The following is a 26,565-nucleotide window of genomic DNA, read 5'->3' on the forward strand; positions in this document are numbered from 1 at the left end:
AAAACTCATAACCCAAGGGCACCGCCATGCGTGTGGAAGATCTTCCCGACGACTTACACAAACCCTATCCCCATAAACCCCATGAAGATGTCATGGCGATGCTGCTGGGCACGCTGTTTGTCGCGCTGGGCGTGACGTTTTATACCCAGGCGGTACTGTTGACCGGCAGCACCGCCGGGATGGCGCTGCTACTCAATTACGCCACCGGCTGGGGCTTTGGCGTGTGGTTTTTCGCCATTAACCTGCCGTTTTATTATCTCGCCATCAAGCGCATGGGCTGGAGTTTCACGCTGCGCACGTTCGCGGCCATTGGGCTGGTGTCGCTGTTTGCCGAGCTGACCCAACACTGGGTGCGCTTTGAAGCAGTGCCGACGCTCTACGCCGCGATCATGGGGGGCGCGCTGATGGGCATCGGCATGCTGATGCTATTTCGCCACCGCACAAGCCTCGGTGGTATTAATATCCTCGCGCTCTACCTGCAAGACCGCCACGGCCTGCGCGCCGGCTATGTGCAGCTCGGCATCGACGGTTTGATTCTGCTCGCCGCGCTCACCCAGCTGCCGCTGGATCGCGTTGGCTATTCGGTACTCGGCGCGCTGACGCTTAATCTGATTATCGCCCTGAACCATAAGCCAGGGCGTTATATTGGGGTGAGTTGAAGGATCGAAGTGAGTTAAGGCTGTTTTTGATCTCGAAGAGAGCGGCGTTGGGATCGAGGGTGCCATCTCCATTGCCGCCATTAAATCAGAGGGTTAGCGTTTTTCAGTGCCATGGTGAAACCGTGCAGTGGTCCCGTGCTAAAGTGCCGGTACTGCATGAGGAATGGCCCATGAGCGAATTACTCGATCCTACCAACGACTATGTTTTCAAGCGGCTGTTTGCCGAAGCCCCGGATTTGCTGGTGGATCTGATCAATGATCTGCGCCCAGATTTGCCTGATATTACCTCCGTTGAAATCATCAACCCCAACATTGAGCCAACCGAACTCACCGGCAAGTACATCATCCTCGACGTGCTCGCCCGTGATGGCGAAGGGAACTGCTACAATATTGAAGTTCAGGTACGCCGTTACGGAGCCTGGCACAAACGGGGTCTGTTTTATCTGACCCGCACGCTGGGCAATCAGCTCAGTGCCGGGGAGGACTACGAAGAGTTGCGCGCCTCGGTGGGCCTGCACCTACTGGACTTCGACCTGTTCACGGAAACCGCTGCCGAGCGCGAGCAAGCGATCTGGCGGTTTGAGATGCGCGATGAACGCCAGCCCCATATTTCGCTCGGAAACGTTTTGCAGATGAACCTGATCGAACTGAACAAGGCGGACCGCCTGAGCTTGCCAGAGGGTCCATTACGCGCCTGGATCACTTTCTTCAAGCACTGGCAGGAGGAACTCACCATGGCCAATGTTTCCCACGAACCGGTTAAACGTGCGATGAGCCGCATCCGCGAGCTCAGTGCCGACGAGGAAACCCGTCGTCTGGCCTTTGTGCGCGAACGGGCGCTGAGAGACGAAGTATCTTTTTTGAACGATGCTAGGCGAGAAGGCGAGGCCCATTTGCTTACCAAGCAAATGAAAATAAAGTTTGGTGAGCTTCCTGAGTGGGTGCAGAAGCGGCTCAATGCGGCGACTCCTGAGCAACTTGATGTTTGGGGGGAGCATATCTTAACCGCCAACTCCCTTGATGAGCTGTTCAAGCACTAACCCTAACCCCCGGCGGCACGTCATCGGCCTCCACGAGGACGCCTCAAACCGCCACCGTTAGCACATCCGTAACGCTGGTGAAAACGTCAAAGAGGGGCGTAGCGGTATGGGGCATGTCGACTTTCCGTTACATGCCCCAGTTAAATCGAGCCCTTCTTTACGATTTAGCTGCGAACTAATATCGACGTGCGATTGCCCTGTAAAAGCGTGCTGCGTGCCAAAGGTTAGCTTGAGTCCTGCCGTTAGCTCAGGAAGATTTATACAGCCAGAACCACCACACAATAGCGGCGATGAGGCCGAGGCCGAATAGATTGACCAGTACATTCATGCTTTCTCTCCTGTTGAAGCGTTTCCACTGGCTTGCCAGAGGCGTAGACGGTTGGCGTTGCTGACCACGGTGATCGAGGAGAGCGACATGACCGCGCCGGCAATAATCGGCGAGAGCAGCATGCCGGTGAACGGGTAAAGCACCCCGGCGGCAATGGGGATGCACAGCACGTTGTAGCCAAAGGCGCCGACCAGGTTCTGCTTGATGTTGGAGAGCGTCACCTGGCTGATTTCGATGGCATCGGCGACGCCGTGCAGCGAGCCGCGCATCAGCGTCATACCGGCACTCTCGATGGCCACATCCGTGCCCTGACCGATGGCGAAACCGACATTGGCACGCGCTAGCGCCGGGGCGTCGTTGATGCCGTCGCCGACCATCCCGACCACGTCGCCTTTGTCTTGCAGCCGTTCGATTTCGGCGTGTTTGTCCTCCGGCAACAGCCCCGCGCGGAAGTCATCAATGCCCACTTCGCGGGCAATCGCGCCGGCGGTGTGCTCGTTATCGCCGGTAAGCATCACCACCTTGATGTTATCGGCCTTCAGGCGCTTGATGGCCTCGATGGTATCCGAGCGCAGTGGGTCGCTAATGCCAAAGAGCGCGGTCAGCTCGCCGTCCACGGCGAGATACACCAGCGTGCGCGCTTTCTCTTCCAGCTCGCGCGCTTTTTCTCGGCCAGCGCCAAGATCAACGCCTGCTTCTTCAAGTAGGCGCGCGTTACCCAGCAGCAGCGGCTTGTCGTCGTCGGTTTGCGCTTTGACGCCACCGCCGGTGACGGTATCGAAGTCGTGTATCTTGGCGGGGTCGACCTCTTTATCCTCGGCCTGTTCTTGACAGTACTCCATCAGCGCCGCCGCTAGCGGATGTTCCGAGCCACGCTCAAGAGCCGCCACGAGGCTCAGTGTGCGATGTTTATCGCCACTGATAATCTCCGCTTCGGTTACGCGGGGTTTGCCTTCTGTGAGGGTGCCGGTTTTGTCCACCACCAAGGTTGTCAGTTTGCTTGCCGTTTGCAGTGCTTCGCCGCTTCTGACCAGCACGCCGTGTTCGGCGGCTTTACCCACCCCGATCATGGTGGAGATCGGCGTGGCCAGCCCAAGGGCACAGGGGCAAGCGATAATCAGTACGGCAGTGGCGGTGACCAGCATGTGAATGACGCGCGGCTCGGCACCGAAGTTGAACCACGCAAGCGCGGTCAGTACGGCGACGATCATCACCGAGGGCACAAAGATACTGGAGACTTTATCCGCCAGCTCGCCGATTGGTGGCCGCGAGTTCTGAGCGCTGGCGACCTGCTCGGTGATCTGGCCCAGGCGGGTATCGGCGCCCACCCGGGTGGCGCGATACACAAGGCCGCCTTTGCCGTTGACGGTGCCGGCGCTGACCTCGTCACCTTCGCCTTTTTTCACCGGGACAGGCTCGCCGGTGAGCATGGATTCGTCGATGTGGCTTTCGCCTTCGACTACTTCGCCATCCACTGGTAAGCGCTCCCCAGGGCGTACGCGGATCTGGTCATCCTCGCGCACGGCGTCGATGTCGATCTCCTCCTCCTTGCCATCGCGAATTACCCGCGCGGTACGGCTTTGCAAGTCGAGTAGGCGCTTGAGCGCGTCGCTGGTGCGCCCGCGGGCTTTAAGCTCCATGGCGTTACCGATCAGAATCAGGCCGATGACCATGGCGGAGGCTTCAAAGTAGATGCCGTGGGCCACTTCGGGCAGCCAAGGGGCGAACAGCACCACCACCATCGAGTAGAGCCAGGCGGTACCGGTGCCCATGGCCACCAGGGTGTCCATGTTGGCCTGGTGATGCTTGACGTTTTTCCACGCGTTGACGAAGAAGTGGCGGCCTGGGAATGCCATGATGGCCAGCGTTAAAAGTCCAATCACCAGCCAAAAGAGCCGGCCTGCGCCCTCCGGATGGGGGTGGTAGATAAACATGCTGGCCATCAGCGGGAGGGCAAGCGCCAGGGCGTAGAAGCCGCCTTTCAGCCGGCGCCTGTATTCGCGCGTTTGCTGCTCGGCGCGGGCTTTCTCGGCTTCGCGCATATCGACAATCGGCTCGGCCCCATAACCCACCGACTCCACTGCCTCAATCAGCGCTTGCTCATCGGCGCGGCCAAACACTTGCGCGGTGTGGGTGCCAAAGTTAACGGTGGCGGTATCCACGCCTTCCGTGCGCTCCAGGGCTTTTTGCACGGTTTTTACACAGCTAGCGCAGGTCATGCCGCTGATCGCGAGGCGTAACTGCTGCCCGCTGCTGCGTTTGTCGCGCTGCTTGTCTGCGCTCGCTTCGCTGGCGCTCTTTTTCTCCTCCTGCGGCGATTCGCCCTCTACGTCATCGGCGTTGGCGTCTGTTTTTTCCTCTTCCTCTGATAGCTCGCCGGGAGGGTAGCCGGCATCAACAAGCGCCTTGTCGATGTCGTCTTCGTTCAGGGTAGTGGTGACATCCAGACGCTTCTCCGCTGGCGTGCCGGTTACGTCGGCATCGCTATCACGCGCCTGTATCGCTTCGCGCATACGCTTAACGCAGCCCTGGCAGCTCATGCCGGGCACCGTGCGCGTTAGGGTGTGTTGGCTCATGGGGTCTCCCGTTTGTTATCAGCATCGTGTTCAGGAAGGCTTTCGATCAAGCGGCACAGGCTGTGGCCATCGGGGGCGGCGTCGGGCATCTCTTGCCAGCTCTCCAGGGCCTGCTCCATGCGTGAGGCCAGGGCTTCCAGCTCGGCGATCTGCGCGCGCACTTGCGGCAAACGGCTGGCGAGCAAGTCGCGCACCAAAGGGCAGGGCGAGTCGCCGTGGTCCGCATGGGCGAGAATGTCGCGGATTTCCGCCACGCTAAAACCGAGTTTTCGCGCCCGTTGAATAAAGCGCAGGCGCTCTAGGTCATTCTGATTAAAGAGTTGGTAGCCGTTATCCGGGTGACGCTCAGGTGAAAGCAACCCTTCGCGCACGTAGTGGCGCACGGTTTCCCCTGTGACACCCGCTTGCTTGGCGATGTCGTTCACTTTCATCAAAAGCCCTGTCGCTGATTTATGTACTTGGCATTAGTGTAAAACCTTTGGGTTACCCATAGGTCAAGGCGCTACAGCGGATATTTCAGGAAACAGTAAAACGCTGATTTAAAACGATCGTGCGACTAATGTATAAGGCGCAAATAAAATAAAACGCTCGTTTGCCCTTGAACGCACCGGGCTTTTAGGCCAAAACTGACGTGTACAAAAAAAGTATGACAGGTGAGCTCCACGCTGTCGGATCTTCGGGAAGTAAAGAGGCCCCTATGCATAACAACTTTAAAAAGCTTACGCTGGCGGCAGCCATCGCGGCAGTTGCGTTCACTAGCCAAGCCCACGCCGGTGGTTACCAAATTAACGAGCAGAGCGTGAGTGGCCAAGGCTACGGCCACGCCGGGCGTAGCTCCAATATCAACGATGCGACCATTGTGTTCGGCAACCCGGCGGGGATGTCGTTTCTCGACCGCGCCCAGGTGTCAGCGGGGGGAACGTATTTAAACGTTAATAGTGATATTAGTAATGTGCAGGCCTCCCAAAGCAGTCCGGCGATCCTTCAAGCAACAGGGGGGCAAACGGATACATTGCCGGTTTCTGGCACTAACGATGGCGATATGGTGCCTGGAACCTTAATTCCTTACGCTTTTTATGCGCATCCGGTAAATCAGAAACTGGCGTTTGGTTTTGGCGTTTACGCTCCGTTTGGCTCTAAAACAGATTACGAAGATGGCTTCCAAGGACGTAATCAGGGTAATTATACGGAAGTCGCTGTCATCAGTGCCCAACCGACTGTCTCCTACCGTTTTAACGAACAGTGGTCAGTGGGAGCGGGTATTACTTATAACCAAGTGGAAGGTGAGCTACACCGCCAGGTGCCTGTGGCGACACCGCTAGGATTATCTGAGGCCGATTCACGTGTAGAGGGTGACGACGACGCGTGGGGATATAACCTGGGAGTGATCTATCAGCCGGTGCCTGAAACGACGTTGGGCCTAACGTACCGTTCTAAAGTGGATTACAAGCTGGAGGGTGACTTTACCGCCAGTTCACCAGTGTTAGATCAATTGGGTATCGGAACGGTAACCGATGACGCCTCACTCGATTTGACTACGCCAGAAACGGTTAATTTCTCCCTGACTCAGCAGATGACAGATCGTTTGAAACTTATGTTTGGTGCTTCCTGGGCGCGCTGGAGCCGTTTCGAGCAGATTCGGGTGGATGGGCGCGAGCGGGATGTGATCACGCTGGAAAAACAGGATTACAGCAACGCCTGGGCCTTTTCGACCGGTGGCGAATATCAGCTGACGCCGACGCTTGCCCTTCGCGCTGGGGTAGCGCTTGATTTTACACCAACCCAAGATGATACGCGCAGCGTGCGTATTCCATCCGACGATCGCCGAATCTTTTCCCTGGGGGCAGGTTGGAGCCCGACAGAAGACCTAACGCTCGATTTCGCCTACTCCTACTTAACTGAGCGCAGTACCCAGGTGGAACAATCCAAAACGGATAGCTTCACCGTGGCAGGTCAGCCAACGCCGCCTATTACCTCTACCTACTCCGCTGACTACAAAAACGAAGCCCACGGCTTCGGCGCGCAGCTGACGTACCGCTTCTAAGCGAAGCGCTGCGCTTTGTCGCTGAAACCCGGCCTCGGTCGGGTTTTTTACGTTCTCCACCCTGGGCTTTGGATGCGGCAGACGCTGGCTTTCGTTACAATGCGCGTTTTACTCCACTAAGGCTGACCCATGCTGGAAACGAACCCGATTCATAACCAAATTAAGGACCTGTCGGAGCGGACAGAGGTTCTTAGGGGGTATCTTTGACTACGCCGAAAAGAAAGATCGGCTAGAAGAGGTCACCCGCGAGCTTGAAGACCCGGGCGTCTGGAACGACCCGGATTACGCCCAGAAACTGGGTAAAGAGCGCGCCTCGCTTGAGACCATCGTCGCGACCATTGATGACCTAGAGCAGGGCTTGGCCGATAGCGGCGATCTTTTAGAGCTCGCCGAGATGGAAGAGGACGAAGGCACGGTCGAGGAAGTTCGCAAAGAGCTCGACGGCCTGCAAAAAGCGCTTGAAAAGTTAGAGTTTCGCCGCATGTTCTCCGGCGAAATGGACGAAAATAACGCCTACCTCGATATTCAGTCCGGCTCCGGCGGCACCGAAGCGCAGGACTGGGCCAATATCCTGCTGCGCATGTACCTGCGCTGGGCGGAGAGTCACGGTTTTAAAGCCGAGATTATCGAGATATCCGCTGGCGACGTTGCCGGGATTAAATCGGCATCGCTACATATTCAGGGCGATTACGCCTTTGGCTGGCTGCGCACCGAAACCGGCGTGCATCGCTTGGTGCGCAAAAGCCCGTTTGACTCCGGTGGCCGCCGGCATACCTCCTTTGCCTCGGTCTTCTTATCGCCAGAAATCGACGACAGTTTTGAAGTCGAGATTAACCCCTCCGACTTGCGCGTGGATACCTACCGCTCCAGCGGCGCGGGCGGGCAGCACGTCAACACCACCGACTCCGCCGTGCGGATCACTCATGAACCCACCGGTATTGTGGTGGCGTGCCAAAGCCAGCGCAGCCAGCACGCCAACCGCGACTTCGCCATGAAGCAGTTGAAGGCGAAGCTGTGGGAGTTTGAGATGCAAAAGCGCAATGCGGCCAAGCAGGAAGCGGAAGACGCCAAAGCCGATATCGGCTGGGGCAGCCAAATTCGCTCGTATGTGCTGGATGATCAGCGCATCAAAGACCTGCGCACCGGCGTGCAGTCGAGCAACTGCGATAAGGTGCTTGATGGCGATTTGGATCAATTTATCGTCGCTAGCCTCAAGCAGGGTTTGTAATCTTTTTAGCGTTTGAACAGAAATAGGGTGCCCGATGGCCAACCAAGACGCGTCTTCTCTCGAAAACGAAAACCACCTGATCGCCGAGCGCCGCGCCAAGCTTGTGGCTCACCGTGAGCGTGCGACCGAGCAGGGCAAGAGTGCTTTCCCGAACGACTTTCGCCGCGATAGCCTAACCGTCGAGCTGCAAGACGCGCTGGGTGACAAAGACAAAGCCGAGCTTGAAGCGCTCGACCATCACGCCTCGGTGGCCGGGCGCGTGATGCGCAAGCGCGGTCCCTTTATCGTCATTCAGGACGTGGCGGGGCAGATTCAGCTCTACGTGGATAAAAAAGGCCTCCCCGCTGACGTGCTTGAAGGGGTGAAAGGCTGGGATATCGGCGATATCGTCGCCGCCCGCGGCCCGGTGCATAAATCCGGCAAGGGCGATTTGTATGTAATGATGAAAGAGGCGCAGCTTTTAACCAAAAGCCTGCGCCCGCTGCCGGATAAGTTCCACGGCCTGACCGACCAGGAGGCGCGCTACCGTCAGCGCTACGTGGATTTGATCATGAACCCGCAGTCGCGCAAGGTGTTTGAGACCCGCGCGGCGGTGATCAGCGCCATGCGCCGCTTCTTTGAAGCGCGTGGCTTTATGGAAGTGGAAACGCCGATGCTGCAGCCGATTCCCGGTGGCGCCACGGCCCGGCCTTTCATCACGCGTCATAATGCGCTGGATATGGATATGTACCTGCGCATTGCCCCGGAGCTTTACCTCAAGCGTTTGGTCGTGGGAGGGTTTGAGAAAGTCTTTGAGATTAACCGCAACTTCCGCAATGAAGGGCTTTCCACACGCCATAACCCGGAATTCACCATGGTCGAGTTTTACTGGGCCTACGCGGACTACCGCGACCTGCTCGACATGACCGAGGAGATGGTGCGCGCCACCGCCGAGGAGGTGCTCGGTACCACGACCATCGCCTACCAAGGCGCGAGCTACGATTTCGGCAAACCGTTTGTGCGCCTGACACTGCGCCAGGCGATTCTCGATCACGGCGAGGGCATTACCGATGCGGACCTCGATAGCCTCGACGCCGCGCGGGCGCTGGCGGAAAAGCTTGGCATGCAGGTCAAAGAGAGCTGGGGATTGGGCAAGCTGCAAACGGAAATCTTCGAGGAGGTCGCCGAGCCCAAGCTCGACCAGCCGACCTTTATCACCGAGTACCCAGCGGAAGTCAGCCCCCTGGCGCGTCGCAACGACGCCAACCCGTTTGTGACCGACCGCTTTGAGTTCTTCGTAGGCGGGCGTGAAATCGCCAACGGCTTCTCGGAGCTTAACGACGCCGAAGATCAGGCCCAGCGCTTTCGCGAGCAGGTCGCCGAAAAAGAGGCCGGCGACTTGGAAGCGATGTACTTTGACGCCGACTACGTGCGCGCCTTGGAGTACGGCCTTCCGCCCACGGCGGGCGAGGGGATCGGGATCGACCGCTTGGTGATGCTGTTCACCGATAGTCCTTCGATTCGCGATGTGCTGCTGTTCCCGGCGATGCGTCCGGAAGCCGAATAAGGCGTTTTGATCGCTGGCAAGTGGGCGCCTAAGCGCCCATAATGATCACGTTTCGACGGCGAGGAGAGACCATGAAACTACTAAACCGCTCCGCTCTGAGTGTTAGGCCGACCCAAGCCTTTGTGGATTGGATCAATGCGCTCGAACCCACCATGGGAGACGACGACCTAACCCTGGACGACGTCGAACGTGAAAGCACAATCTACCTGATTCCTGAAATGGACACGCCCGAAGCGCTTCACGCCTTCGTGCGCGAACGTTTTGTCGACATTCTCGAAACCGAGCTGCGCGCGTGGGAAGAGGATGAGCGCCAGTGGCCCGAAACGTTGGACTGGCCGCTTTTCGAGGCGTTTTTACGGGTCGAGCACAGCTATCTCGCCATCGATTTGGATGACGAGACAGCGCTGGAAATCTCGGAAGTGGACGACGCCCTGCTGCTGGATAGCGATGAAGCGTAAGCGCTGATCCAAATCGTTGAGTTTAAGCACAAACGCAGTGATGAAACCGGCCCAGGCCGGTTTTTTTTGCTAGGAAACCGCATGCGACTGTTTGCAACTCGAGCGGGAGATGATGGTCTGCCAGGCCCGGAGCGCCTGCTCGCCGTGCTGGCGCTGATCTCCGGCACGCTGATGGCGGTGGTGGATACCACCATGATCAACTTGGCGCTGCCCTCGATTGCCGCCGATTTAGGTGTGCCCGGCTCGCGGGCGGTGTGGATCACCAACCTTTTTCAAGTGGTATGCGCGGCGTTTTTGCTGGTGTTCGCCGGGCTGAGCGAGCTGGTGACGCGCCGGCGGTTGTACCTTTTGGGTCTGGGCACTTTCGTATTCGCCGCGCTTGGGGCGGCGCTTTCGCGCAGCCTGGAAACGCTCTTGGTGTTTCGCGCCCTGCAGGGGTTGGGGGCGGCGGCTACCCTCTCCATCGGCCCGTCGATTTACCGCGCGATTTTTCCCTCTCGCTTGCTAGGTAGCGCGCTGGGTCTCTCCGCGCTGGTGGTGGCGGGCGGTTACGCCGCGGGGCCGACGCTTAGCGGGGTGATTCTCTCGTTTGCTGACTGGCCGTGGCTGTTTGCACTCAATGTGCCGCTAGGCGTGGTGTCTCTTTGGCTGGCCAAGCGCGCGCTGCCGCGGGAAACGCCGCGCCAAGGCAGTTTCGATACCTTGGGCGCGCTTTTATCGATGCTGATGCTGGCGAGCTTTTTCCTGGCCATGGACGCCGTGGGCCACGCGGCGCCGCTATGGCAAACGCTAAGCTGGCTGGCGATCGCGATGACCTCATGCGTGGGATTTATCCGCCGCCAGCGCCGCGCGCCTTACCCGCTGTTGCCTCTCTCGGTTTTTGCCGAAAAGCGCTTTACCTTGGCGGTTTCAGCCTCGGGACTGGCGTTTATTGGCCAAGGCTTAAGCTTTGTGGCGCTGTCGTTTTTCTATCAGGAGCAGATGGGGTTTTCACCGCTGCAAACCGCGTGGCTTTTCACCCCGTGGCCCCTGGCCATCATGGTGATCGGCCCCTTGGCGGGGCGCTTGGCGGATCGTATTAACCCCAGCGTGCTTTCCAGTACCGGGCTTGTGCTGCTGATCATGGGCTTGATATCGCTGGGGCTGGTGGATGAGAGTACCGGGGTGGCGGGAAGTCTCTGGCGCACCGCCCTTTGCGGTATCGGTTTTGGGCTGTTTCAGCCGCCCAATAACCGCGAAATGATGGCGAGCCTGCCGCCGGAGCGCAGCGCCAACGCCTCCGGGGTGATGAGCACCACGCGCACGGTAGGGCAATCCCTCGGGGTGGCGCTGGTGGGCGCGGCCCTGGCGCTGGGGTTGGCGGTACAGCTGACCCTGTGGCTAGGGGCGGTGACCACACTGTTATCGCTAGTCGCCAGTCTTGCCCGTGTCCCGCTGGCCCGCGAGGCCAGCCGTGCCCGCCGGGCATCGTCTCAGCCCGGCTGAGCGCGTACAATAGCGCCTATTTCGAGCGAGGAGTGAGCCATGACGCTACAGACCCAGATCGAGCGGAAGCTCGCAGCACTTGAACCCGAACTGGTGCGGGTGGAGAACGAAAGCCACATGCATAACGTGCCGCCCAACTCGGAAACCCACTTCAAGGTCACGCTGGTAAGCGAAGGCTTTGAGGGGTTAATGCCGGTGAAGCGCCACCAGAAAATTTATGCGTTGCTGGCTGATGAACTCTCCGGCCCCGTTCACGCCCTGGCGCTGCATTTGTACACCCCTCAGGAGTGGCAGGCGCGGGGGGGGGAGCGGCCGGATTCGCCTAACTGCCGTGGCGGCGGGCAGTGAACGCAGAGCTTGTTCGTCGTCAGTACCTGGATGCCATGGGGGTTACCGTCTGGGCATCTCGCTACCGCTTGCCCAACGCCCTGGAAACCCCCGCCTGCGAATGGGAAGAGGAGAGCGTAAGGGCGCCGGAAAGCCCCAGCCAGCGCCTGCATGCGCTGCTGGATGACGCGCAAAAGGCGGAGCAAAAGCGCCAGAAAAGCACCTCCAACCCGGAGTCGCTTTCCCAAATAGCACCCCAAGAAACAGCGCCTGCCGCCGTTAGAGCGCTGCTTGATGATGCGCCGACGAAGGACGCACCCGACACACCCTCTGCGCCAGCGCCCTCTATCGAAAGCGAAAGCGCAGAGCGCCCCTCCCGCGAGCCGGTGACGTTCACGCTGTCATGCTTCTGCTTAGCCGGCCGCTGGCTAAGCCTGCACGCAGGGGAGCTAAGCGCCCAGGAGCAGCAACTGCTCGCCAACCTTTACCGCGCAGCGGGGGTGGCGCTTGCGGAGCCCCTGGAGCGGATGACCTTTACCTGGCCCCCGCTAGCCGATGGCCCCGCACCTGAAGAGCCGCTGGAAGAGGCGCGCGAAGGCGTGCATGCCTTTGTCAGCGGCGCCGCCGGGCGTCATGAATGGCGCCTTGAGCGCGTGCTTTGGTGGGGCAATGCCGAGTCCTCGCCGCTAGAGAAGGTGCTGGATATCGCCGACGGGCAGAGCCGCACCCTTGAGCTTCCCGTTTGGCAGGGGCCCACACTCGCCGCGCTGTTAGGCAGCGCGGACGCCAAGCGGGCGCTATGGCCCTCACTGCTAGCGCTCGGCGAGCAGTGGTCGACCTGATGATGCTAGCGATCCGAACACTACAGCAAGAAGACGCTGAGGTGCTGCTGACGGTTGAGGCACAGGCGCAGAGCGGGATGGCGCCTGTTCAACTCACGGAAGCCTTAGCAGTGCCGGACACCAGCGTGCTGGGCGGTTTTCGGGCTGAGACATTGGTGGGCTACGCGTTGGTCGCCAAGCTGCCTTTTGACGCCGAGCTTCACGCCATCGGCGTACTGCCCGCAGAGCGCGGTGGCGGTGTCGGGTGCGCGCTAATGGAAGCGGTAATATCCACGGCGCGCCGATGGCAGAGCGAGCGCTTGCTGCTGGAGGTGCGCGCGGGCAACCAAGCGGCGATCGCGCTTTACCAGCGCATGGGGTTCAGGGAAGGCGGGCGGCGCAAAGGCTACTATCCTGCCGTTCAACAGGGTAGCTCGGCGGCAGTGGCCGCCGAGCGAGAAGATGCGCTGCTAATGTCGCGTGACGTCGCGCCTTAGCCGTTGGCTTGGGCGTTACCCAACGCGCAGGGAGGGTCAGGGCGCGCTGCTGGTATCCACGTCGTCAAACTTGCTTAGCAGACCGTTCAGGCGCTGCTCCCACTCATTGCGCTCCCGCTGCAAGCGGCTGTTCTCCTCGCGCAGCTCTTCGTTTTCGAGTTTCATCATCTCGAGGGCTTCAACGGCGGCGGTGATTTTTTGCTCTAACTGGTCGAACACTTCCTGGCTCATGTACGGCTCCTAACCAATAGGGTGGCTTTAGCGATGTGGTGTGGCTTGCGCGAGCCTAACGCTACGCGGAATTAGCGGCAAGCGTTGATGTGGTGCTTTCGCGTTGATAAAGCCTGGCAGTGCTCTCGCCGGCGTGAGTTTCGCGGTACAGTCGCCAGTGGGCGGGCACCTCCGGCGTAAGCGCGGTTTCTGTCTCGACATAGACCATGGCCCCTGGGGCGAGCCAGTTGCCGTTCTCCAGCGCCAGGCAGCAGGGCGCGGCAAGCCCTTGGTGAAACGGCGGATCAAGAAACACCAGGTCAAACGCCGCGCCGGGCTTCTCAAGAAACGCCAGAGCCTCCTGGGTGACGACCTGGGCATGGGTCGCCTTGAGCGTGGCCAAATTCGCTCGGATCTGCTCGGCGACCGCGCGGTCTCGCTCAACGAAGTGGACATGGGCCGCTTGGCGTGAGAGCGCTTCGATGCCAAGCGCCCCGGTGCCGGCGAACAGGTCGAGCACACGCTGACGGTAGAGCGCCTGGCCGAGCCAGTTGAATAGCGTCTCTCTCACCCGATCCGGCGTCGGGCGCAGCCCCGGGTATTCAAGCACGGGTAGCTGTCGGCGACGAAAATCGCCGCCAACAATGCGGAGTTTGCCGCCCGCGCGCCCGGCTTGAGGCGCGCGAGAAGGGCGTTTTCGTTTAGCGCTGTTGGGTTTCATAGCGGAGATTGTAGCGGCCTGCGTATCCAAAGTCTTGGGGCGCAGTGGTAGGATGGCGCTAATGTTTCCCTCTTGATTGGATGACACCCATGTTTGGTTTATTCAAACGTAAGACAAAGCACGACAAAACCCAGCAGGACGCGGAGCACGACGAAAAGAGTCAAGCGTCGGCCAAGGAAGAGGGCGAGCGAGAGGCCGGTGACGCCTCGTCGCCAACGCAAGCGCCGGCGCCCACCGCAAGCCCCGAACTCCCGGAGCCTAAGGCTGAGCCTCTGCCCGAGCCTGAACCCAAACCCGAATCTCTACCCGAGCATGAACCCGAATCGGAACCCGTGCCCTCGCCTGCGTCAAAGCCGGCGCCACAGGAAAAGCCCAAGGCCGCCGATAAAGGGGGCGAGAAGAAGGGCTGGTTCTCGCGCATTAAAGCCGGCCTAGGTAAAACCCGCGCCAACTTAACCGACGGCATCGCCGATCTGTTTCTGGGCAAAAAGCAGATCGATGACGAGCTGCTGGAGGATCTGGAAACGCAGCTGCTCGTCGCCGATGTGGGCATCGAAGCCACCACCGAGATTATCGAGCGACTCGAAGCGCGCGTTTCACGCAAAGAGCTCAAAGACCCCCAAGCGCTTTATCGCGGGCTGCAAGAAGAGCTCACTGCCATGCTGGCGCCGGTGGCAACGCCTCTTTCGCTTGATAAAGAGAGCGATGGTCCCTTCGTGATTCTGGTGGTGGGGGTGAACGGCGTGGGCAAAACCACGACCATCGGCAAGCTGACGCAGCGTTTTCAGCGTGAGGGTAAAAGCGTCATGCTGGCCGCGGGGGATACGTTTCGCGCGGCGGCGGTCGAGCAGCTCAAGGTCTGGGGCGAGCGCAACAGTGTACCGGTCATTGCTCAGCACACCGGTGCCGACAGTGCCTCGGTAATTTACGATGCTGTCGCTGCGGCGAAATCCCGCGGCGTTGACGTGCTAATTGCCGATACCGCCGGGCGTCTGCATAACAAAAGCCACCTGATGGAGGAGCTAAAAAAGGTCCATCGGGTGATGCAGAAACTCGACGATACTGCCCCGCATGAAGTGATGCTAGTGCTGGATGCCGGCACCGGGCAGAACGCCATTTCCCAGGCCAGCACCTTCAACGAGGCGGTGCCGGTCAGCGGGATTACCCTCACCAAGCTCGACGGTACCGCCAAAGGCGGCATTATTTTCGCCCTGGCGAAACAGCTTGAGACGCCGATTCGCTTTATCGGCGTGGGCGAAGGGCTCGATGACTTACGCCCCTTCCAGGCCGATGACTTTGTCGGCGCGCTGTTTGACCGCCAGGGTGATGACGACCGCGCATGATCGCTTTCGAGCACGTGGGTAAGCGCTATGGCGGACGCTTTGAAGCGCTCGCGCACTTAAACTTTCGCGTGACGCGCGGTGAGATGGTGTTTCTCACCGGCCACTCGGGGGCGGGCAAAAGCTCGCTGTTGCGCTTGGTGATGCGCCTTGAGCGCCCCACCCGCGGGCGGGTAGTGGTGGCCGGGCATGACATCGCCGCACTGCACCCGAGCCAGGTGCCGTTTTACCGCCGCCAGATCGGCGTGGTGTTCCAGGACCACCAGCTGCTGTTTGATCGCTCGGTGTTTCACAATGTCGCTCTACCGCTGGAGATTCAGGGCGTCGAGCCGCGCGAATCGGCCCGCCGGGTGCGCGCCGCACTCGATAAAGTCGGCCTTTTGCACCGCGAAAAGGCCGTGCCCATCGAGCTCTCCGGCGGCGAGCAGCAGCGCGTCGGTATTGCCCGCGCGGTGGTGAATAAGCCCGCCCTGCTACTGGCCGATGAGCCCACCGGCAACCTCGACCCGCAGCTCTCTGCCGATATCATGGCGCTGTTTGAAGATTTTAACCGCATTGGCACGACGGTGATGATCGCCAGCCACGACCTGGCGCTGATTGCGCGCTTGCGCCATCGTACGCTGCGACTTCGCGATGGGCGCTTGGTGGGTGACGAGGGGGCTGGATGAGCGTATCGAAAACACCACCCCCCGCGCCTCGCGGCGCACGCTCACAGCAGACGCGCCAAGGCAGTCGGATGCGGGCCTGGGGACGGCATCACCGCGCCATGGCCATGGATAGCTTGCACCGCCTGGTACGCTACCCGCTGGGTAACGTGTTGACGATGCTGGCCATCGCCATTGCCTTGGTGCTCCCTGCCGCGCTCTGGCTGACGCTGGATAGCGCCCGCCTGCTGGATACCGAGCTCACCGAAAGTGCAACACTTACTGTCTATCTCGATGATAGCGCCAATGACGCGCAGGCCGGCCGTATCCATGAAGCCGTAACGGCACAGCCCGAAGTGGATCAAACGCGTTTTATCAGCGCCGATGAAGGAATGGCGGATTTCCAGCGCTCGCTGGGCCTGGATGACACCCTCGCAGGGCTTGAGGCTAACCCCTTGCCCGCCAGTATCGTGATTCAACCGCGTGACGTTGAGCCGCTAGCGATGCAGGCACTCGCCGCGCGTTTAGAGGAGATGGCCGGCATCGACGAAGTGCGTCTGGATCTTGCTTGGATGGAACGGCTTCGAAATCTGGCCGAGCTGGGGCGGCGTTTGGCCCTGGCGCTTGGAGTGCTATTCGGTTTAGGGGTGCTGCTGGTGGTGGGCAATACCGTGCGCCTGTCGGTGGAGAGTCGGCGCCGCGAGATTGAGGTGGTCATGCTGATCGGGGCAACACACGCCTTTGTGCGTCGCCCCTTCTTGTACAGCGGTGCCTGGTACGGTTTTGGCGGTGGCGTGTTCGCTCTCGTGCTCTTGAGCCTTGGCGGTCAGTGGTTATCGCTACCCGTGGCGGCCTTGGCCGAAAGCTATGGGGCGCAATTTTCCCTACCGGCACTCGACGTGACAGGCTCTACAATTTTGCTATCTTGCAGTACACTACTCGGCTGGCTGGGCGCGTGGCTTGCGGTCACGCGGCATTTGGCCAGCATCATGCCGAAGTGAGTAACCACGCGTAGTTTGGTGTCGTAAAGCGTTTTCTGATTTGCCGATCCTTATTTGCTGATCAATGCATGACAATGGGGTGGGTTAGGGAAGGCTATCATGGCCGCTTTAGCGAACCTTTCCTGGCAGTCAGTGTCTATTTATCTAGTCAACCACGATGGGGTTATCAGGGAGACCACCTGCACATGAGCAACAGTCTTCTACCGGTGGGGCAGCTTTCACCAGGCCACGACCTGGGCGGCTATATTCAAGCGGTTAACAGTATTTCCGTGCTGAGCGCGCAAGAAGAGCGCGATTTAGCATTTCGCCTGTACGATGAGGGTGACTTGGAGGCCGCCCGTCGGCTTGTCCTTTCACACCTGCGTTTTGTCGTGCACATTGCGCGCAGTTACTCCGGTTACGGCCTGCAGCAAGCGGACCTGATCCAAGAGGGTAACGTTGGATTGATGAAGGCCGTCAAGCGCTTTGACCCCAATCAAGGGGTTCGGCTAGTGTCGTTTGCGGTACACTGGATCAAAGCGGAAATCCACGAGTTTGTGCTGCGTAACTGGCGGATTGTGAAAATCGCCACCACCAAGGCCCAGCGTAAGCTGTTCTTTAACCTGCGCAGCGCGAAAAAGCGCCTGGCGTGGCTGAACAACGACGAAGTCAACGCCATCGCTAAAGACCTCGACGTTAAACCCGAGGTGGTGCGCGATATGGAAGGGCGGCTGTCGTCGTTCGATGCAGGCTTTGATGCCTCGCCAAGCGACGATGAAGAGAGCGTCTACCAGGCGCCGGTGCACTATCTTGACGATGCGGCCGCCGACCCCGCCACACAGCTAGAGGATAGCGACTACGAGCAGGACGCCACGCGCCGCTTGCAGTCGGCCTTGGAGAGCCTTGACGAGCGCTCGCGGGATATCCTCAAACGCCGCTGGCTTGCCGAGTGCAAAGCGACCCTGCACGATCTCGCCGATGTTTACGGTGTCAGCGCGGAGCGGATCCGTCAGCTGGAAAAAAACGCGATGAAAAAGCTGCGCCAGAAAATTGGCGACGACGCCTTCGCGGCCTAAAGTGCCGCGTGAGCGACCTAAAAAACCGGCTCAGGGAGCCGGTTTTTGTGTTTTAAGCTGGCTGGGGAACATCGCGCAGAAGCGGCTCCGCCAGAAGCGACCACTGATCCTCCCAGTGCTCGGTCGGCAAGCGCTTGAAGTCACTGCGAACGTACTGGGCGATACGCCCCTCCGCTTGCGCGATGAGCAGATTGGCCGCGGCGGAGGCGGTAATCGTCGGGCGCCGGCCTTCGTTGAGCTCAGCTTCGCGCAGCACCTGTTTTAACTGCATTTCCAAACGTTCAAAGAGCTGATGCACGCGCTGTCGAAGCCTCGCTGTTTCGCCGGTGAGCACGTCCCCGTGCATCACGCGGGCAAGCCCGGGGTTTTTTTCCGCGAAACCCAGCACCAGCGTGAGAAGGGTGCCGCAGCGGCCAAGGGCATCGGGTACGTCCTCGAGAATCCGCGTGATACGAGCAAACAGGCTCTCTTCGATAAAGTCGATCAGCCCCTCAAACATGCGCGCTTTGCTAGGGAAGTGGCGATACAGCGCCGCTTCCGATACCCCCACTTGACGCGCAAGGGCGGCGGTGGTGATGCGCTTGCCGCTATCCTCCTCCAGCATCAATGCCAGTGCTTGTAGAATCTGCTCACGGCGATGCGGTTTTTGTGAATCGCTCATGGCCACCTCCCTTAGCGGTTAATCTGCATCCGTGATCAGCGTGCCTACCCCGGCATTGGTGAAGATCTCAAGCAGCACGGCGTGAGGAACGCGCCCGTCAATAATATGCGCGCTGTTGACACCGCCTTTGACCGCATCAAGGGCGCAGCGAATCTTCGGCAGCATGCCGCCGTGAATCGTGCCATCGGCAATCAGCGCATCGACTTGCGCCGTGGTGAGACCGGTTAGGACGTCGCCTTCTGCGTTCATCAAGCCAGCCACGTTGGTCAACAGCATCAGCTTTTCGGCGTTTAGCGCTTCGGCGATTTTGCCGGCGACCAGATCGGCGTTGATGTTAAAGCTGCTGCCTGTTTCATCCACGCCGATAGGGGCGATAACGGGAATAAAGTCGCGGGCAGCGAGCATTTCGATCAAATCGGTGGAGATAGCTTCGACTTCGCCGACATGGCCGATATCGATAATCTCCGGCGCGGTCATTTCGGGCGTCTTGTGCTCCACCTTGAGCTGGCGGGCACGAATTTGGCCGCCGTCCTTGCCGGTCAGGCCGATGGCTTTGCCGCCGCTCTGGTTAATCAGGTTAACGATGCTTTTGTTCACCAATCCGCCCAGCACCATTTCCACCACGTCCATGGTCTCGGCATCGGTGACGCGCATGCCATTAACAAAGCGCGATTCAATGTTGAGTTTGCTTAACAGCTCGCCGATTTGCGGCCCGCCGCCATGCACCACCACCGGGTTGATGCCCACCTCCTTCATCAGCACGATATTGCGCGCGAAGGAGTTAATCAGGGTATCTTCGGTCATGGCGTTGCCGCCGTATTTCACCACCACGGTTTTTCCGGAGAATTGCTGGATGTAGGGGAGGGCTTCGGAAAGCACCTCCACAACGACCTGCGGGTCGCGATTGGCTGAACTCATTGCGTTTCCCTTGCTAAATAAAGGCGTCTTGAACGTTTTTAGGTTTTTATGTGTTGCGCTTTTTACATCTGCGGCAGCGAGAGGCCTGGGTCGACTTGGGCGAGGGCTTGGGCAAAACGCGTTTGAATGCGCGCGAGCGCCTCGGCGTTTTTACCCTCAAAGCGCAGCACCAGCACCGGCGTGGTGTTAGAGGCGCGGCACAGTCCCCAGCCGTCCGGGTAATCAACGCGAATGCCATCTAGCGTGGTTTTGATACCTTCGCCGAACTCCCCCTCGCGAGCAAGTTTCTCGACCAGGGTGAATTTGTTCTCGTCGGTGACATTGATATTGATTTCCGGCGTGCCGACATCCAGCGGGAAGCTTTGGAAGTAGGCATCGGCGTCGTCTTGCTGCTTGGCCAAGATCTCGACCAAGCGGGCGGCGGCGTAAAGGCCGTCGTCGAAGCCGTACCAGCGCTCCTTGAAGAAAATATGCCCGCTCATCTCGCCGGCAAGTTGGGCGTCGGTCTCTTTCATCCGCGCTTTGATAAGCGAGTGGCCGGTGCGCCACATTTCGGGCTCGCCCCCGGCTTGCTCGATCACGGAGATGAGGTTGCCGGTGCATTTGACGTCGAAGATCACCTTGGCGCCGGGGTTGCGCGAGAGCATGTCGGTGGCGAATGCCATCAAGAGGTGATCTGGGTAGATCAGCTTGCCGCTCGGGGTAATCACCCCTAGGCGGTCACCGTCGCCATCAAAGGCAAGGCCGATATCGGCGCCGCTCTCACGCACTTTCGCGATCAGGTCTTTGAGGTTCTCCGGCTTGCCGGGGTCCGGGTGGTGATTGGGAAAGGTGCCGTCGATGTCGGCAAAAAGGGGAAGGGTTTCCACGCCCAAACGCTCGATCAGTTGAGGGCCGAGCTCGCCCGCCACGCCATTGCCGCAGTCGACCACCGCCTTGAGTGGACGGCTGACGTTGATATCGCCGGTAATGCGCTCAAGGTAGGCGTCGCGCACGTCCTCTTCGCGCACCGTGCCTTCGCCGCTTGCCAGGTCGTTCTCTTGGATGCGTTGATGTAGCGCGGTAATTGCCTCCCCCGAGAGCGTTTCGCCGCCCAGCACGATTTTAAAGCCGTTGTAATCGGGCGGGTTGTGGCTGCCGGTCACCATGACGCCCGAAGCGGTGCCGTCGAGCACGTGGGTGGCAAAATAGAGCACCGGGGTGGGTACCATGCCAATATTGATGACGTTTTGCCCGGCAGCGGTGAGGCCGCGAATCAGCGCTTCTTGCAAACGCTCGCCGGAGAGGCGTCCGTCACGGGCGACCACCACGGTGGACTCCCCGCGTGCGGCGGCTTCACTGCCGATGGCGCGACCGATCTGCTCGACGCCGGTTTCGGTCAAGGTATCGTCGACGATGCCGCGGATATCGTAAGCGCGGAAAATAGAGGCCGGGGGGGTGGTGGTCGTCATGTGCTTCCTCGTTAAAGCGGTAAAAAGTAAGGTATAAACAGTGCGCTAGGTGATTTATGCCGTACCGGTGCTGCCGAAACCGCCGCTGCCGCGCAGGCTATCGTCAAACTGCTCGACGACCTCAAGCTCGGCCTGCACCACGGGTACCAGCACGTACTGGGCCAAGCGCTCAAACGGCTCAAGGGTGAACGTCCGCTGGCCGCGGTTCCAGACCGACACCATCAGCTCTCCTTGGTAGTCCGAATCGATCAAGCCCACCAGGTTGCCGAGAACGATGCCGTGTTTATGCCCAAGCCCCGAGCGGGGCAGAATCATCCCCGCAAGCGTTGGGTCTTGGATATGGATGGCAAGCCCCGTGCGCACCAGTTCGCACTCGCCGGGTGCCAGGGTGAGCGGTGCATCGAGCAGCGCACGCAGATCCATCCCCGCTGAGCCGTCGGTGGCGTAAGTGGGCAGGTGATCACGCAGGCGTTCGTCGAGTATTTTGCACTGAAGCCTAGGGTGCGGCCGGGCGGTCATGATGGTGTTCCTCACACTATAGTCATTAAGACGTTAAGAGCATAAGCGCGCGCTGGATAATCGCGTTGGCCAGCGCTTGCTTGGATTGGGTCGGCTGATGCTCGCTTTCCGTACCCTTTGGGGTGCGCCACAAGAGCCATGCGGCGTTGTCGTCGCTGCCAAAGCCGAGCCCCGCGACAGAGACGTCGTTGGCCACGATCATATCGAGCCCCTTGCGCGTGAGTTTGTCGTGAGCGTAGTGCTCGACATCCTGCGTTTCGGCGGCAAACCCGACCACGAACGGGCGCTTGCCGGCGGGTAAGGCCGCGATGCCCGCGATGATATCGGGGTTCTTGATCAGCGTCAGGGTGAGCGTATCGCTATCGTCGCGCTTTTTGATCTTATGCGCCGAGGCCGATTCGGCGCGGTAATCGGCGACGGCGGCGCAGCCGATGAACAGCGCCGCCGTCGGGGCTAAGCGCTGCGCTTGGCTATTCATCTCCTCGGCGGACTCTACGTCGATGCGCTTAACGCCTTTTGGCGTAGGTAAGCTCACCGGGCCGCTGATCAGTGTGACCTTGGCGCCGCTTGCCGCGGCCGCCGCGGCAAGCGCAAACCCCATCTTCCCCGAGCTGTGATTGGAGAGATAGCGCACGGGGTCAAGCGGCTCGCGAGTGGGGCCGGCGGTGATGACGACATGCACGGCGTTTTGCGGTGACACTTGCGGTGTTAGCTGATTGAAAACGGCCTCCACGATGGCTTCCGGCTCGCTCATGCGCCCGGGGCCGACATCGCCGCAGGCCTGATCGCCGGCGTCGGGGCCAATGGGCTGCCAGCCGTCCTGTTCCAGTAGGGCGATATTGCGCTGCGAGGCGGGGTGGCGCCACATGGCTTGATTCATCGCCGGGGCGATCAGCTTTGGCGCTTCACTGGCAAGGCAGAGCGTGGTGAGCAGATCATCGGCCATGCCGTGGGCGAGGCGCGCGATAAGATCCGCCGTTGCCGGGGCAATCAACACCACATCGGCCCAGCGGGCGAGTTCGATATGCCCCATCCCCGCTTCGGCGTCAGGGTCTAAAAGGGAGGTGCGTACCGCCTCACCGGAGAGCGCTTGCAGCGTCATCGGCGTGATAAACGCCTGAGCACCCTCGGTCATGACCACGCGCACCTCGCACCCCGCCTGTTTGAGCAAGCGGATAATCAGCGCGCTTTTGTAGGCGGCAATCCCGGCGCTAACGCCAAGCAGCACGCGTTTTCCCGTCAATAGAGCCATGGCAGGTGATCCCTAAGTGTCGGTCTTTGGGCAGAGAGTAACTCAAAGGCGCTACCATACCACTGGCGCGCATCCCTTGGCAGGCCTAAGCTAGATCGGAAGCGGGCAATAGAAAGGGAACGTTAACGTAGCAGGGAGAGCGTTATGGGAATTAATCACTGGCCCGAAGGCGAGCGGCCGCGGGAGAAGCTTTTGACCATGGGCGCGCAGGCGCTTTCGGATGCCGAACTGTTAGCCATTTTTTTACGCGTCGGCGTAAAGGGGCGCTCCGCGGTGGATCTGGCGCGGGATCTGCTCTCAAGCTTTGGCGGTTTGCGCGCGCTGCTGGAGGCCGATCAAGACGCGTTCTGTGCCGCCAGAGGCTTGGGTAGCGCCAAGTTTGCCCAGCTGCAAGCCACGCTTGAGCTTTCCCGCCGCCATTTGGCCAGCCAGTTGGCGCGGGGCAATGCGCTGACCTCACCCGCGCTGGTACGCCACTACTTGACCTCACAGATGCGCCATCTCGGGCACGAGGAGTTTGCGGTGCTGTTTCTGGATACCCAGCACCGCATCATTCGCTATGAGTCGCTGTTTCGCGGCACGCTGGATAGCGCCTCGGTCTATCCGCGCGAGGTCGCTAAAAGGGCGCTGGAGCTTGGCGCCGGGGCAATGATCCTGGCCCACAACCACCCCTCCGGCGTCGCCGAGCCCAGCGATGCCGACCGGCGCATTACCGAGCGCTTAAAAGAGGCGCTAGGGCTTTTTGATATTCGGGTGCTGGACCACTTTGTGGTCGGTGACGGCGATGTGGTGTCGTTTGCCGAGCGCGGCTGGATATAGTGGTCGACTTATGGGAACATAGCGGGCTGTCAGTGGCGTCAGCGTCGCGCGACTTCCCGTATTTTTCCGGCCTTTGCCTCAGGATACTGCGATCAAATGGGGCGAATAGGCGTATTTTTGCTCTTTTGAGGCGGTTTAACTTGCCGCTCATCGGGTCCTCTGGTATAAAGTGCCACCTTTAACTTGGGTTGAATAACGGGCTTGGGAAACGTCAGGCGGTGCAATCGCGTCAACTGCCTCCCTGCTCCGGTTTGCCCGACAGTTTTGAACAACTCGCCAAGCGGTTGGAGGCTCTCATGTCCAAAGTATGTCAGGTTACCGGCAAGCGCCCGGTATCCGGTAACAATGTATCTCACTCTCAGCGTAAGACGCGTCGTCGCTTCTTGCCGAACCTGCACACCCATCGTTTTTGGGTAGAAGCCGAAAACCGCTTCGTCAAGCTGCGCGTCTCCTCCAAGGGCATGCGCATCATCGACAAGAAAGGTATCGAAACGGTTCTGGCTGACATCCGCAAGCGCGGCGAAGCCATCTAAGACAGCGCCATCCACGGCAGCAACACACTGGGAGAGTGAAATCATGCGCGATAAGATCAAGTTGGTGTCCAGCGCCGGTACCGGCCACTTCTACACCACTGATAAGAACAAGCGTAACACCCCGGATAAGTTCGAATTTAAAAAGTACGATCCGGTGGTTCGCAAGCACGTGATCTATAAGGAAGCCAAGATCAAGTAAGCGATTACGCTGATCGGCTTTCACCGCAGGCGAGTTAGCCTGCCGATAAAACCCGGCTAAGGCCGGGTTTTTGCATGTCGATGCCTACAGCGCCTTCCTCTGCAGGGCGCTGGCTAAGTGAGTCATCATGCCCGAATTGCCCGAAGTTGAAACCACGCGGCGCGGTATTGCGCCCTACGTGGAAGGCCAGGAAGTGACCGAGGTGATCGTGCGCCAGCAGCGGCTGCGGGTGCCGGTGCCTAAGGAGCTCCCCGAGCGGTTGATCGGCGAGCGCATCGGCACGCTGCGTCGACGCGCCAAATACCTGCTCCTGCCCGTCGAGGGCGAGCAGCAAGAGCCAACGCTTTTGTGGCACCTGGGCATGTCGGGCAGCCTGCGTATCGCTCGGGTGGGGGATTTGCCCAAAAAGCACGATCATATTGATCTGGTGCTGGCCAACGCGCATATTTTGCGTTACCACGACCCGCGCCGCTTTGGCTTTGTGGACTGGCTGCAAGGCGATGAACAGCGCGATCCGCGCTTGGCGCGTTTGGGTCCGGAGCCGCTATCCGGCGCGTTTACCGGGGAGCGTCTCTATCGGCTGTCACGCGGCAAGCGCATGGCGGTCAAACCGTTTTTGATGGATAACCAAGTGGTCGTGGGCGTGGGCAATATCTATGCGTCCGAGGCGCTTTTTATGGCGGGCATTGACCCCCGTCGCGCCGCCGGGCGCATTTCGCTTGAGCGCTACGAACGCTTGGCCGCGGCCGCTCGCGAGGTGCTGGCGGCGGCGATAACCCAAGGCGGTACCACCCTGCGCGACTTTGTCAGTGGTCAGGGCGAGCCGGGCTATTTTGCCCAACGCCTGAATGTTTATGGTCGCCATGGCCAGCCGTGCCGGCGCTGTGGCGGTGAGTTAAAGCGCATTACGCTTGGCCAGCGTGCGAGCGTTTACTGCCCCCGGTGTCAGCGTTAAACCGCTATCCCGGCATTACCGTTTTTTGGAGAGAATCGTGACCCAACGCCTGCGACTGAATAAAAACGCCGACCGCCGCTTGAAAGCGGGGCATCTCTGGATCTACTCCAACGAGGTGGATACCCAGGAGACGCCGCTTAAAAACTTCACCGGCGGTGAAGCGGCCATCGTCGAGGCATCGAACGGTAAGGCGCTGGGTGTGGCCTACGTCAACCCGCACTCGTTGATCTGCGCGCGGGTGATGTCCCGGGACCCGGCGATGCGCTTAGACCGTTCGCTGTTTGTCCACCGCTTTAATCAGGCGCTGGCGCTGCGGCAGCGGCTCTTCGACAAGCCGTTTTACCGCTTGATACACGGCGAAGGCGACCTTCTGCCGGGGCTTGTGATCGACCGTTTTGGCGATGTGCTGGTGGTACAGCTTAATACCGCAGGGATGCAGGCGCTTAGCGATGAGATCGTCGATGCGCTGGAAAAAGTACTCAAGCCGGGCGTCATCGTCTTTCGTAACGACACGGGGGGGCGCCGCCAGGAAGGCTTAGAAGCGCATGTGGAGGTGGCCAAAGGCACGCTGCCCGATGAGGTGCTGATCGAAGAGAACGGGGTCCGCTTTGCGGTGCCGGTACTCGACGGGCAAAAGACCGGCTGGTTCTTCGACCACCGCGCGAACCGCGAATGGCTCAACCGCCAAGTGGCGGGTAAACGCGTGCTGGATGTGTTCAGCTACGTCGGCGGTTGGGGGGTGCAGGCGGCGGCCAGCGGGGCGTCGAGCGTGCTGTGCGTGGATAGTTCTGGCCCGGCGCTTGCGCAAGTGGCGCGCAATGCCGAGCTTAACGGCCTGCACGAGCAGATCGCGATCGGCGAAGGCGATGCCTTCGAGGCGCTGGCAGCGCTGAAAGCCGACGGTGAGGCGTTCGATGTGGTGATCCTCGACCCGCCGGCGTTTATCAAAAAGCGCAAGGATATCCCTAACGGCGAGCGCGCCTACGCCCGCTTGAACCGTGAAGCGATGCGCCTGCTTGGCCGCGACGGTCTGTTGCTCTCGGCGTCGTGCTCCATGCACTTGGCGCCGGAGCGCTTGATGGAGGTGGTGCGTGGCGCGGTACGCCATCAGGACCGCCATGGCCAGGTGATTTTCCAGGGCCATCAGGGGGGCGATCACCCGGTGCATCCGGCGATCCCGGAAACGGCGTACCTAAAAGCACTGGGCGTGCGTGTGTTCCGCGATTAAGCCTAAATGCCGCAGGCGCGAAGGATAATTTTTCGTGCTTGCGGCGTAAT

General features: G+C 60.0%; 28 protein-coding genes. 19 read left to right on the plus strand and 9 right to left on the minus strand.

The window, feature by feature from the left end; genetic code table 11:
• Nucleotides 1-26: 26 nt before the first annotated feature.
• Both BQ9846_RS10155 and BQ9846_RS10160 read left to right on the plus strand, forming a co-directional pair.
• Entirely contained in the window at nucleotides 27-659 is a 633-nt protein-coding gene (locus BQ9846_RS10155) for a YitT family protein (protein WP_075880851.1), read from the plus strand.
• A gap of 170 nt (nucleotides 660-829) precedes the next feature.
• Nucleotides 830-1,699, plus strand: coding sequence for an Rpn family recombination-promoting nuclease/putative transposase (locus BQ9846_RS10160; RefSeq protein WP_075880852.1), 870 nt, complete (start codon nucleotides 830-832; stop codon nucleotides 1,697-1,699).
• 324 nt (nucleotides 1,700-2,023) lie between these two features.
• On the opposite strand, the gene BQ9846_RS10165 is transcribed toward BQ9846_RS10160, so the two are convergent.
• Both BQ9846_RS10165 and BQ9846_RS10170 read right to left on the minus strand, forming a co-directional pair.
• Nucleotides 2,024-4,603 (minus strand): heavy metal translocating P-type ATPase, encoded by a 2,580-nt coding sequence (locus tag BQ9846_RS10165; protein WP_075880853.1) that lies wholly within the window; start codon nucleotides 4,601-4,603, stop codon nucleotides 2,024-2,026.
• Nucleotides 4,600-5,034, minus strand: a complete 435-nt coding sequence (locus BQ9846_RS10170) for a MerR family transcriptional regulator (protein WP_075880854.1) — start codon at nucleotides 5,032-5,034, stop codon at nucleotides 4,600-4,602. The genes BQ9846_RS10165 and BQ9846_RS10170 overlap by 4 nt, the downstream gene beginning before the upstream one ends.
• A gap of 266 nt (nucleotides 5,035-5,300) precedes the next feature.
• On the opposite strand from BQ9846_RS10170, the gene BQ9846_RS10175 reads away from it, so the two are divergent.
• The 8 genes from BQ9846_RS10175 to rimI all read left to right on the plus strand — a co-directional run bounded on the left by BQ9846_RS10175 (nucleotide 5,301) and on the right by rimI (nucleotide 13,009).
• Entirely contained in the window at nucleotides 5,301-6,647 is a 1,347-nt protein-coding gene (locus BQ9846_RS10175) for an OmpP1/FadL family transporter (RefSeq protein WP_075880855.1), read from the plus strand.
• A 129-nt stretch (nucleotides 6,648-6,776) separates the two neighbouring features.
• A protein-coding gene (prfB, locus tag BQ9846_RS10180) for a peptide chain release factor 2 (protein WP_144049410.1) occupies nucleotides 6,777-7,875 on the plus strand; the annotation gives its coding sequence in 2 pieces (ribosomal slippage) (nucleotides 6,777-6,851 and nucleotides 6,853-7,875; 1,098 coding nt in all).
• A 34-nt stretch (nucleotides 7,876-7,909) separates the two neighbouring features.
• Entirely contained in the window at nucleotides 7,910-9,421 is a 1,512-nt protein-coding gene (gene lysS / locus BQ9846_RS10185) for a lysine--tRNA ligase (RefSeq protein ID WP_075880857.1), read from the plus strand.
• Nucleotides 9,422-9,492: 71 nt separating this feature from the next.
• Complete coding sequence (locus tag BQ9846_RS10190) at nucleotides 9,493-9,879, plus strand: hypothetical protein (protein ID WP_075880858.1); 387 nt, start codon at nucleotides 9,493-9,495, stop codon at nucleotides 9,877-9,879.
• 81 nt (nucleotides 9,880-9,960) lie between these two features.
• Nucleotides 9,961-11,364, plus strand: a complete 1,404-nt coding sequence (locus BQ9846_RS10195; RefSeq protein WP_075880859.1) for an MFS transporter — start codon at nucleotides 9,961-9,963, stop codon at nucleotides 11,362-11,364.
• A 39-nt stretch (nucleotides 11,365-11,403) separates the two neighbouring features.
• Nucleotides 11,404-11,712, plus strand: a complete 309-nt coding sequence (locus tag BQ9846_RS10200; RefSeq protein ID WP_075880860.1) for a BolA family protein — start codon at nucleotides 11,404-11,406, stop codon at nucleotides 11,710-11,712.
• Complete coding sequence (locus tag BQ9846_RS10205; RefSeq protein WP_144049411.1) at nucleotides 11,709-12,533, plus strand: hypothetical protein; 825 nt, start codon at nucleotides 11,709-11,711, stop codon at nucleotides 12,531-12,533. Before BQ9846_RS10200 ends, BQ9846_RS10205 begins: the two co-directional genes overlap by 4 nt.
• On the plus strand, nucleotides 12,491-13,009 hold the full coding sequence (gene rimI, locus BQ9846_RS10210) for a ribosomal protein S18-alanine N-acetyltransferase (protein ID WP_235818953.1): 519 nt from the start codon (nucleotides 12,491-12,493) through the stop codon (nucleotides 13,007-13,009). The genes BQ9846_RS10205 and rimI overlap by 43 nt, the downstream gene beginning before the upstream one ends.
• Nucleotides 13,010-13,045: 36 nt before the next feature.
• On the opposite strand, the gene BQ9846_RS10215 is transcribed toward rimI, so the two are convergent.
• Together BQ9846_RS10215 and rsmD are read right to left on the minus strand one after the other, a co-directional pair.
• The gene (locus tag BQ9846_RS10215; RefSeq protein WP_075880861.1) at nucleotides 13,046-13,240 is read right to left on the minus strand and encodes a cell division protein ZapB; all 195 of its coding nucleotides are present in this window, start codon (nucleotides 13,238-13,240) and stop codon (nucleotides 13,046-13,048) included.
• A gap of 61 nt (nucleotides 13,241-13,301) precedes the next feature.
• A complete protein-coding gene (rsmD, locus tag BQ9846_RS10220) occupies nucleotides 13,302-13,940 on the minus strand; it encodes a 16S rRNA (guanine(966)-N(2))-methyltransferase RsmD (RefSeq protein ID WP_075880862.1) in 639 nt (212 codons plus the stop codon).
• A gap of 89 nt (nucleotides 13,941-14,029) precedes the next feature.
• Between rsmD and ftsY the strand changes: the two genes are divergently transcribed.
• From ftsY to rpoH, 4 genes are all read left to right on the plus strand, one after another.
• Nucleotides 14,030-15,283 (plus strand): signal recognition particle-docking protein FtsY, encoded by a 1,254-nt coding sequence (ftsY, locus tag BQ9846_RS10225; RefSeq protein WP_075880863.1) that lies wholly within the window; start codon nucleotides 14,030-14,032, stop codon nucleotides 15,281-15,283.
• The gene (ftsE, locus tag BQ9846_RS10230) at nucleotides 15,280-15,948 is read left to right on the plus strand and encodes a cell division ATP-binding protein FtsE (RefSeq protein WP_075880864.1); all 669 of its coding nucleotides are present in this window, start codon (nucleotides 15,280-15,282) and stop codon (nucleotides 15,946-15,948) included. Before ftsY ends, ftsE begins: the two co-directional genes overlap by 4 nt.
• Nucleotides 15,945-16,925 (plus strand): permease-like cell division protein FtsX, encoded by a 981-nt coding sequence (ftsX, locus tag BQ9846_RS10235; protein ID WP_075880865.1) that lies wholly within the window; start codon nucleotides 15,945-15,947, stop codon nucleotides 16,923-16,925. Before ftsE ends, ftsX begins: the two co-directional genes overlap by 4 nt.
• Nucleotides 16,926-17,110: 185 nt before the next feature.
• Nucleotides 17,111-17,980, plus strand: coding sequence for an RNA polymerase sigma factor RpoH (gene rpoH / locus BQ9846_RS10240; protein ID WP_075880866.1), 870 nt, complete (start codon nucleotides 17,111-17,113; stop codon nucleotides 17,978-17,980).
• 52 nt (nucleotides 17,981-18,032) lie between these two features.
• On the opposite strand, the gene slmA is transcribed toward rpoH, so the two are convergent.
• The 5 genes from slmA to coaBC all read right to left on the minus strand — a co-directional run bounded on the left by slmA (nucleotide 18,033) and on the right by coaBC (nucleotide 22,781).
• On the minus strand, nucleotides 18,033-18,641 hold the full coding sequence (slmA, locus tag BQ9846_RS10245; RefSeq protein WP_075880867.1) for a nucleoid occlusion factor SlmA: 609 nt from the start codon (nucleotides 18,639-18,641) through the stop codon (nucleotides 18,033-18,035).
• Nucleotides 18,642-18,659: 18 nt separating this feature from the next.
• Entirely contained in the window at nucleotides 18,660-19,559 is a 900-nt protein-coding gene (gene argB, locus BQ9846_RS10250; RefSeq protein WP_075880868.1) for an acetylglutamate kinase, read from the minus strand.
• A 62-nt stretch (nucleotides 19,560-19,621) separates the two neighbouring features.
• Nucleotides 19,622-21,010 carry a phosphomannomutase/phosphoglucomutase gene (locus BQ9846_RS10255; protein WP_075880869.1) on the minus strand — a complete coding sequence of 463 codons (1,389 nt, stop codon included), beginning with the start codon at nucleotides 21,008-21,010 and terminating at the stop codon, nucleotides 19,622-19,624.
• Nucleotides 21,011-21,064: 54 nt separating this feature from the next.
• The gene (dut, locus tag BQ9846_RS10260; protein WP_075880870.1) at nucleotides 21,065-21,529 is read right to left on the minus strand and encodes a dUTP diphosphatase; all 465 of its coding nucleotides are present in this window, start codon (nucleotides 21,527-21,529) and stop codon (nucleotides 21,065-21,067) included.
• Between the two features lie 25 nt (nucleotides 21,530-21,554).
• Entirely contained in the window at nucleotides 21,555-22,781 is a 1,227-nt protein-coding gene (gene coaBC / locus BQ9846_RS10265) for a bifunctional phosphopantothenoylcysteine decarboxylase/phosphopantothenate--cysteine ligase CoaBC (RefSeq protein ID WP_075880871.1), read from the minus strand.
• 144 nt (nucleotides 22,782-22,925) lie between these two features.
• On the opposite strand from coaBC, the gene radC reads away from it, so the two are divergent.
• The 5 genes from radC (at nucleotide 22,926) to BQ9846_RS10290 (ending at nucleotide 26,515) form a co-directional block, all read left to right on the plus strand.
• Nucleotides 22,926-23,600 carry a RadC family protein gene (gene radC / locus BQ9846_RS10270; protein WP_075880872.1) on the plus strand — a complete coding sequence of 225 codons (675 nt, stop codon included), beginning with the start codon at nucleotides 22,926-22,928 and terminating at the stop codon, nucleotides 23,598-23,600.
• Nucleotides 23,601-23,896: 296 nt separating this feature from the next.
• Nucleotides 23,897-24,133: a 50S ribosomal protein L28 gene (gene rpmB / locus BQ9846_RS10275; RefSeq protein ID WP_075880873.1), complete on the plus strand. Its 237-nt coding sequence runs from the start codon at nucleotides 23,897-23,899 to the stop codon at nucleotides 24,131-24,133.
• Between the two features lie 43 nt (nucleotides 24,134-24,176).
• Entirely contained in the window at nucleotides 24,177-24,332 is a 156-nt protein-coding gene (gene rpmG / locus BQ9846_RS10280) for a 50S ribosomal protein L33 (protein WP_009098622.1), read from the plus strand.
• Between the two features lie 127 nt (nucleotides 24,333-24,459).
• The gene (mutM, locus tag BQ9846_RS10285; protein WP_075880874.1) at nucleotides 24,460-25,287 is read left to right on the plus strand and encodes a bifunctional DNA-formamidopyrimidine glycosylase/DNA-(apurinic or apyrimidinic site) lyase; all 828 of its coding nucleotides are present in this window, start codon (nucleotides 24,460-24,462) and stop codon (nucleotides 25,285-25,287) included.
• A gap of 37 nt (nucleotides 25,288-25,324) precedes the next feature.
• Entirely contained in the window at nucleotides 25,325-26,515 is a 1,191-nt protein-coding gene (locus BQ9846_RS10290; protein ID WP_075880875.1) for a class I SAM-dependent rRNA methyltransferase, read from the plus strand.
• Nucleotides 26,516-26,565 lie beyond the last annotated feature (50 nt).

The sequence above is a fragment of the Vreelandella massiliensis genome (assembly GCF_900155385.1).
Lineage (GTDB): Bacteria > Pseudomonadota > Gammaproteobacteria > Pseudomonadales > Halomonadaceae > Vreelandella > Vreelandella massiliensis.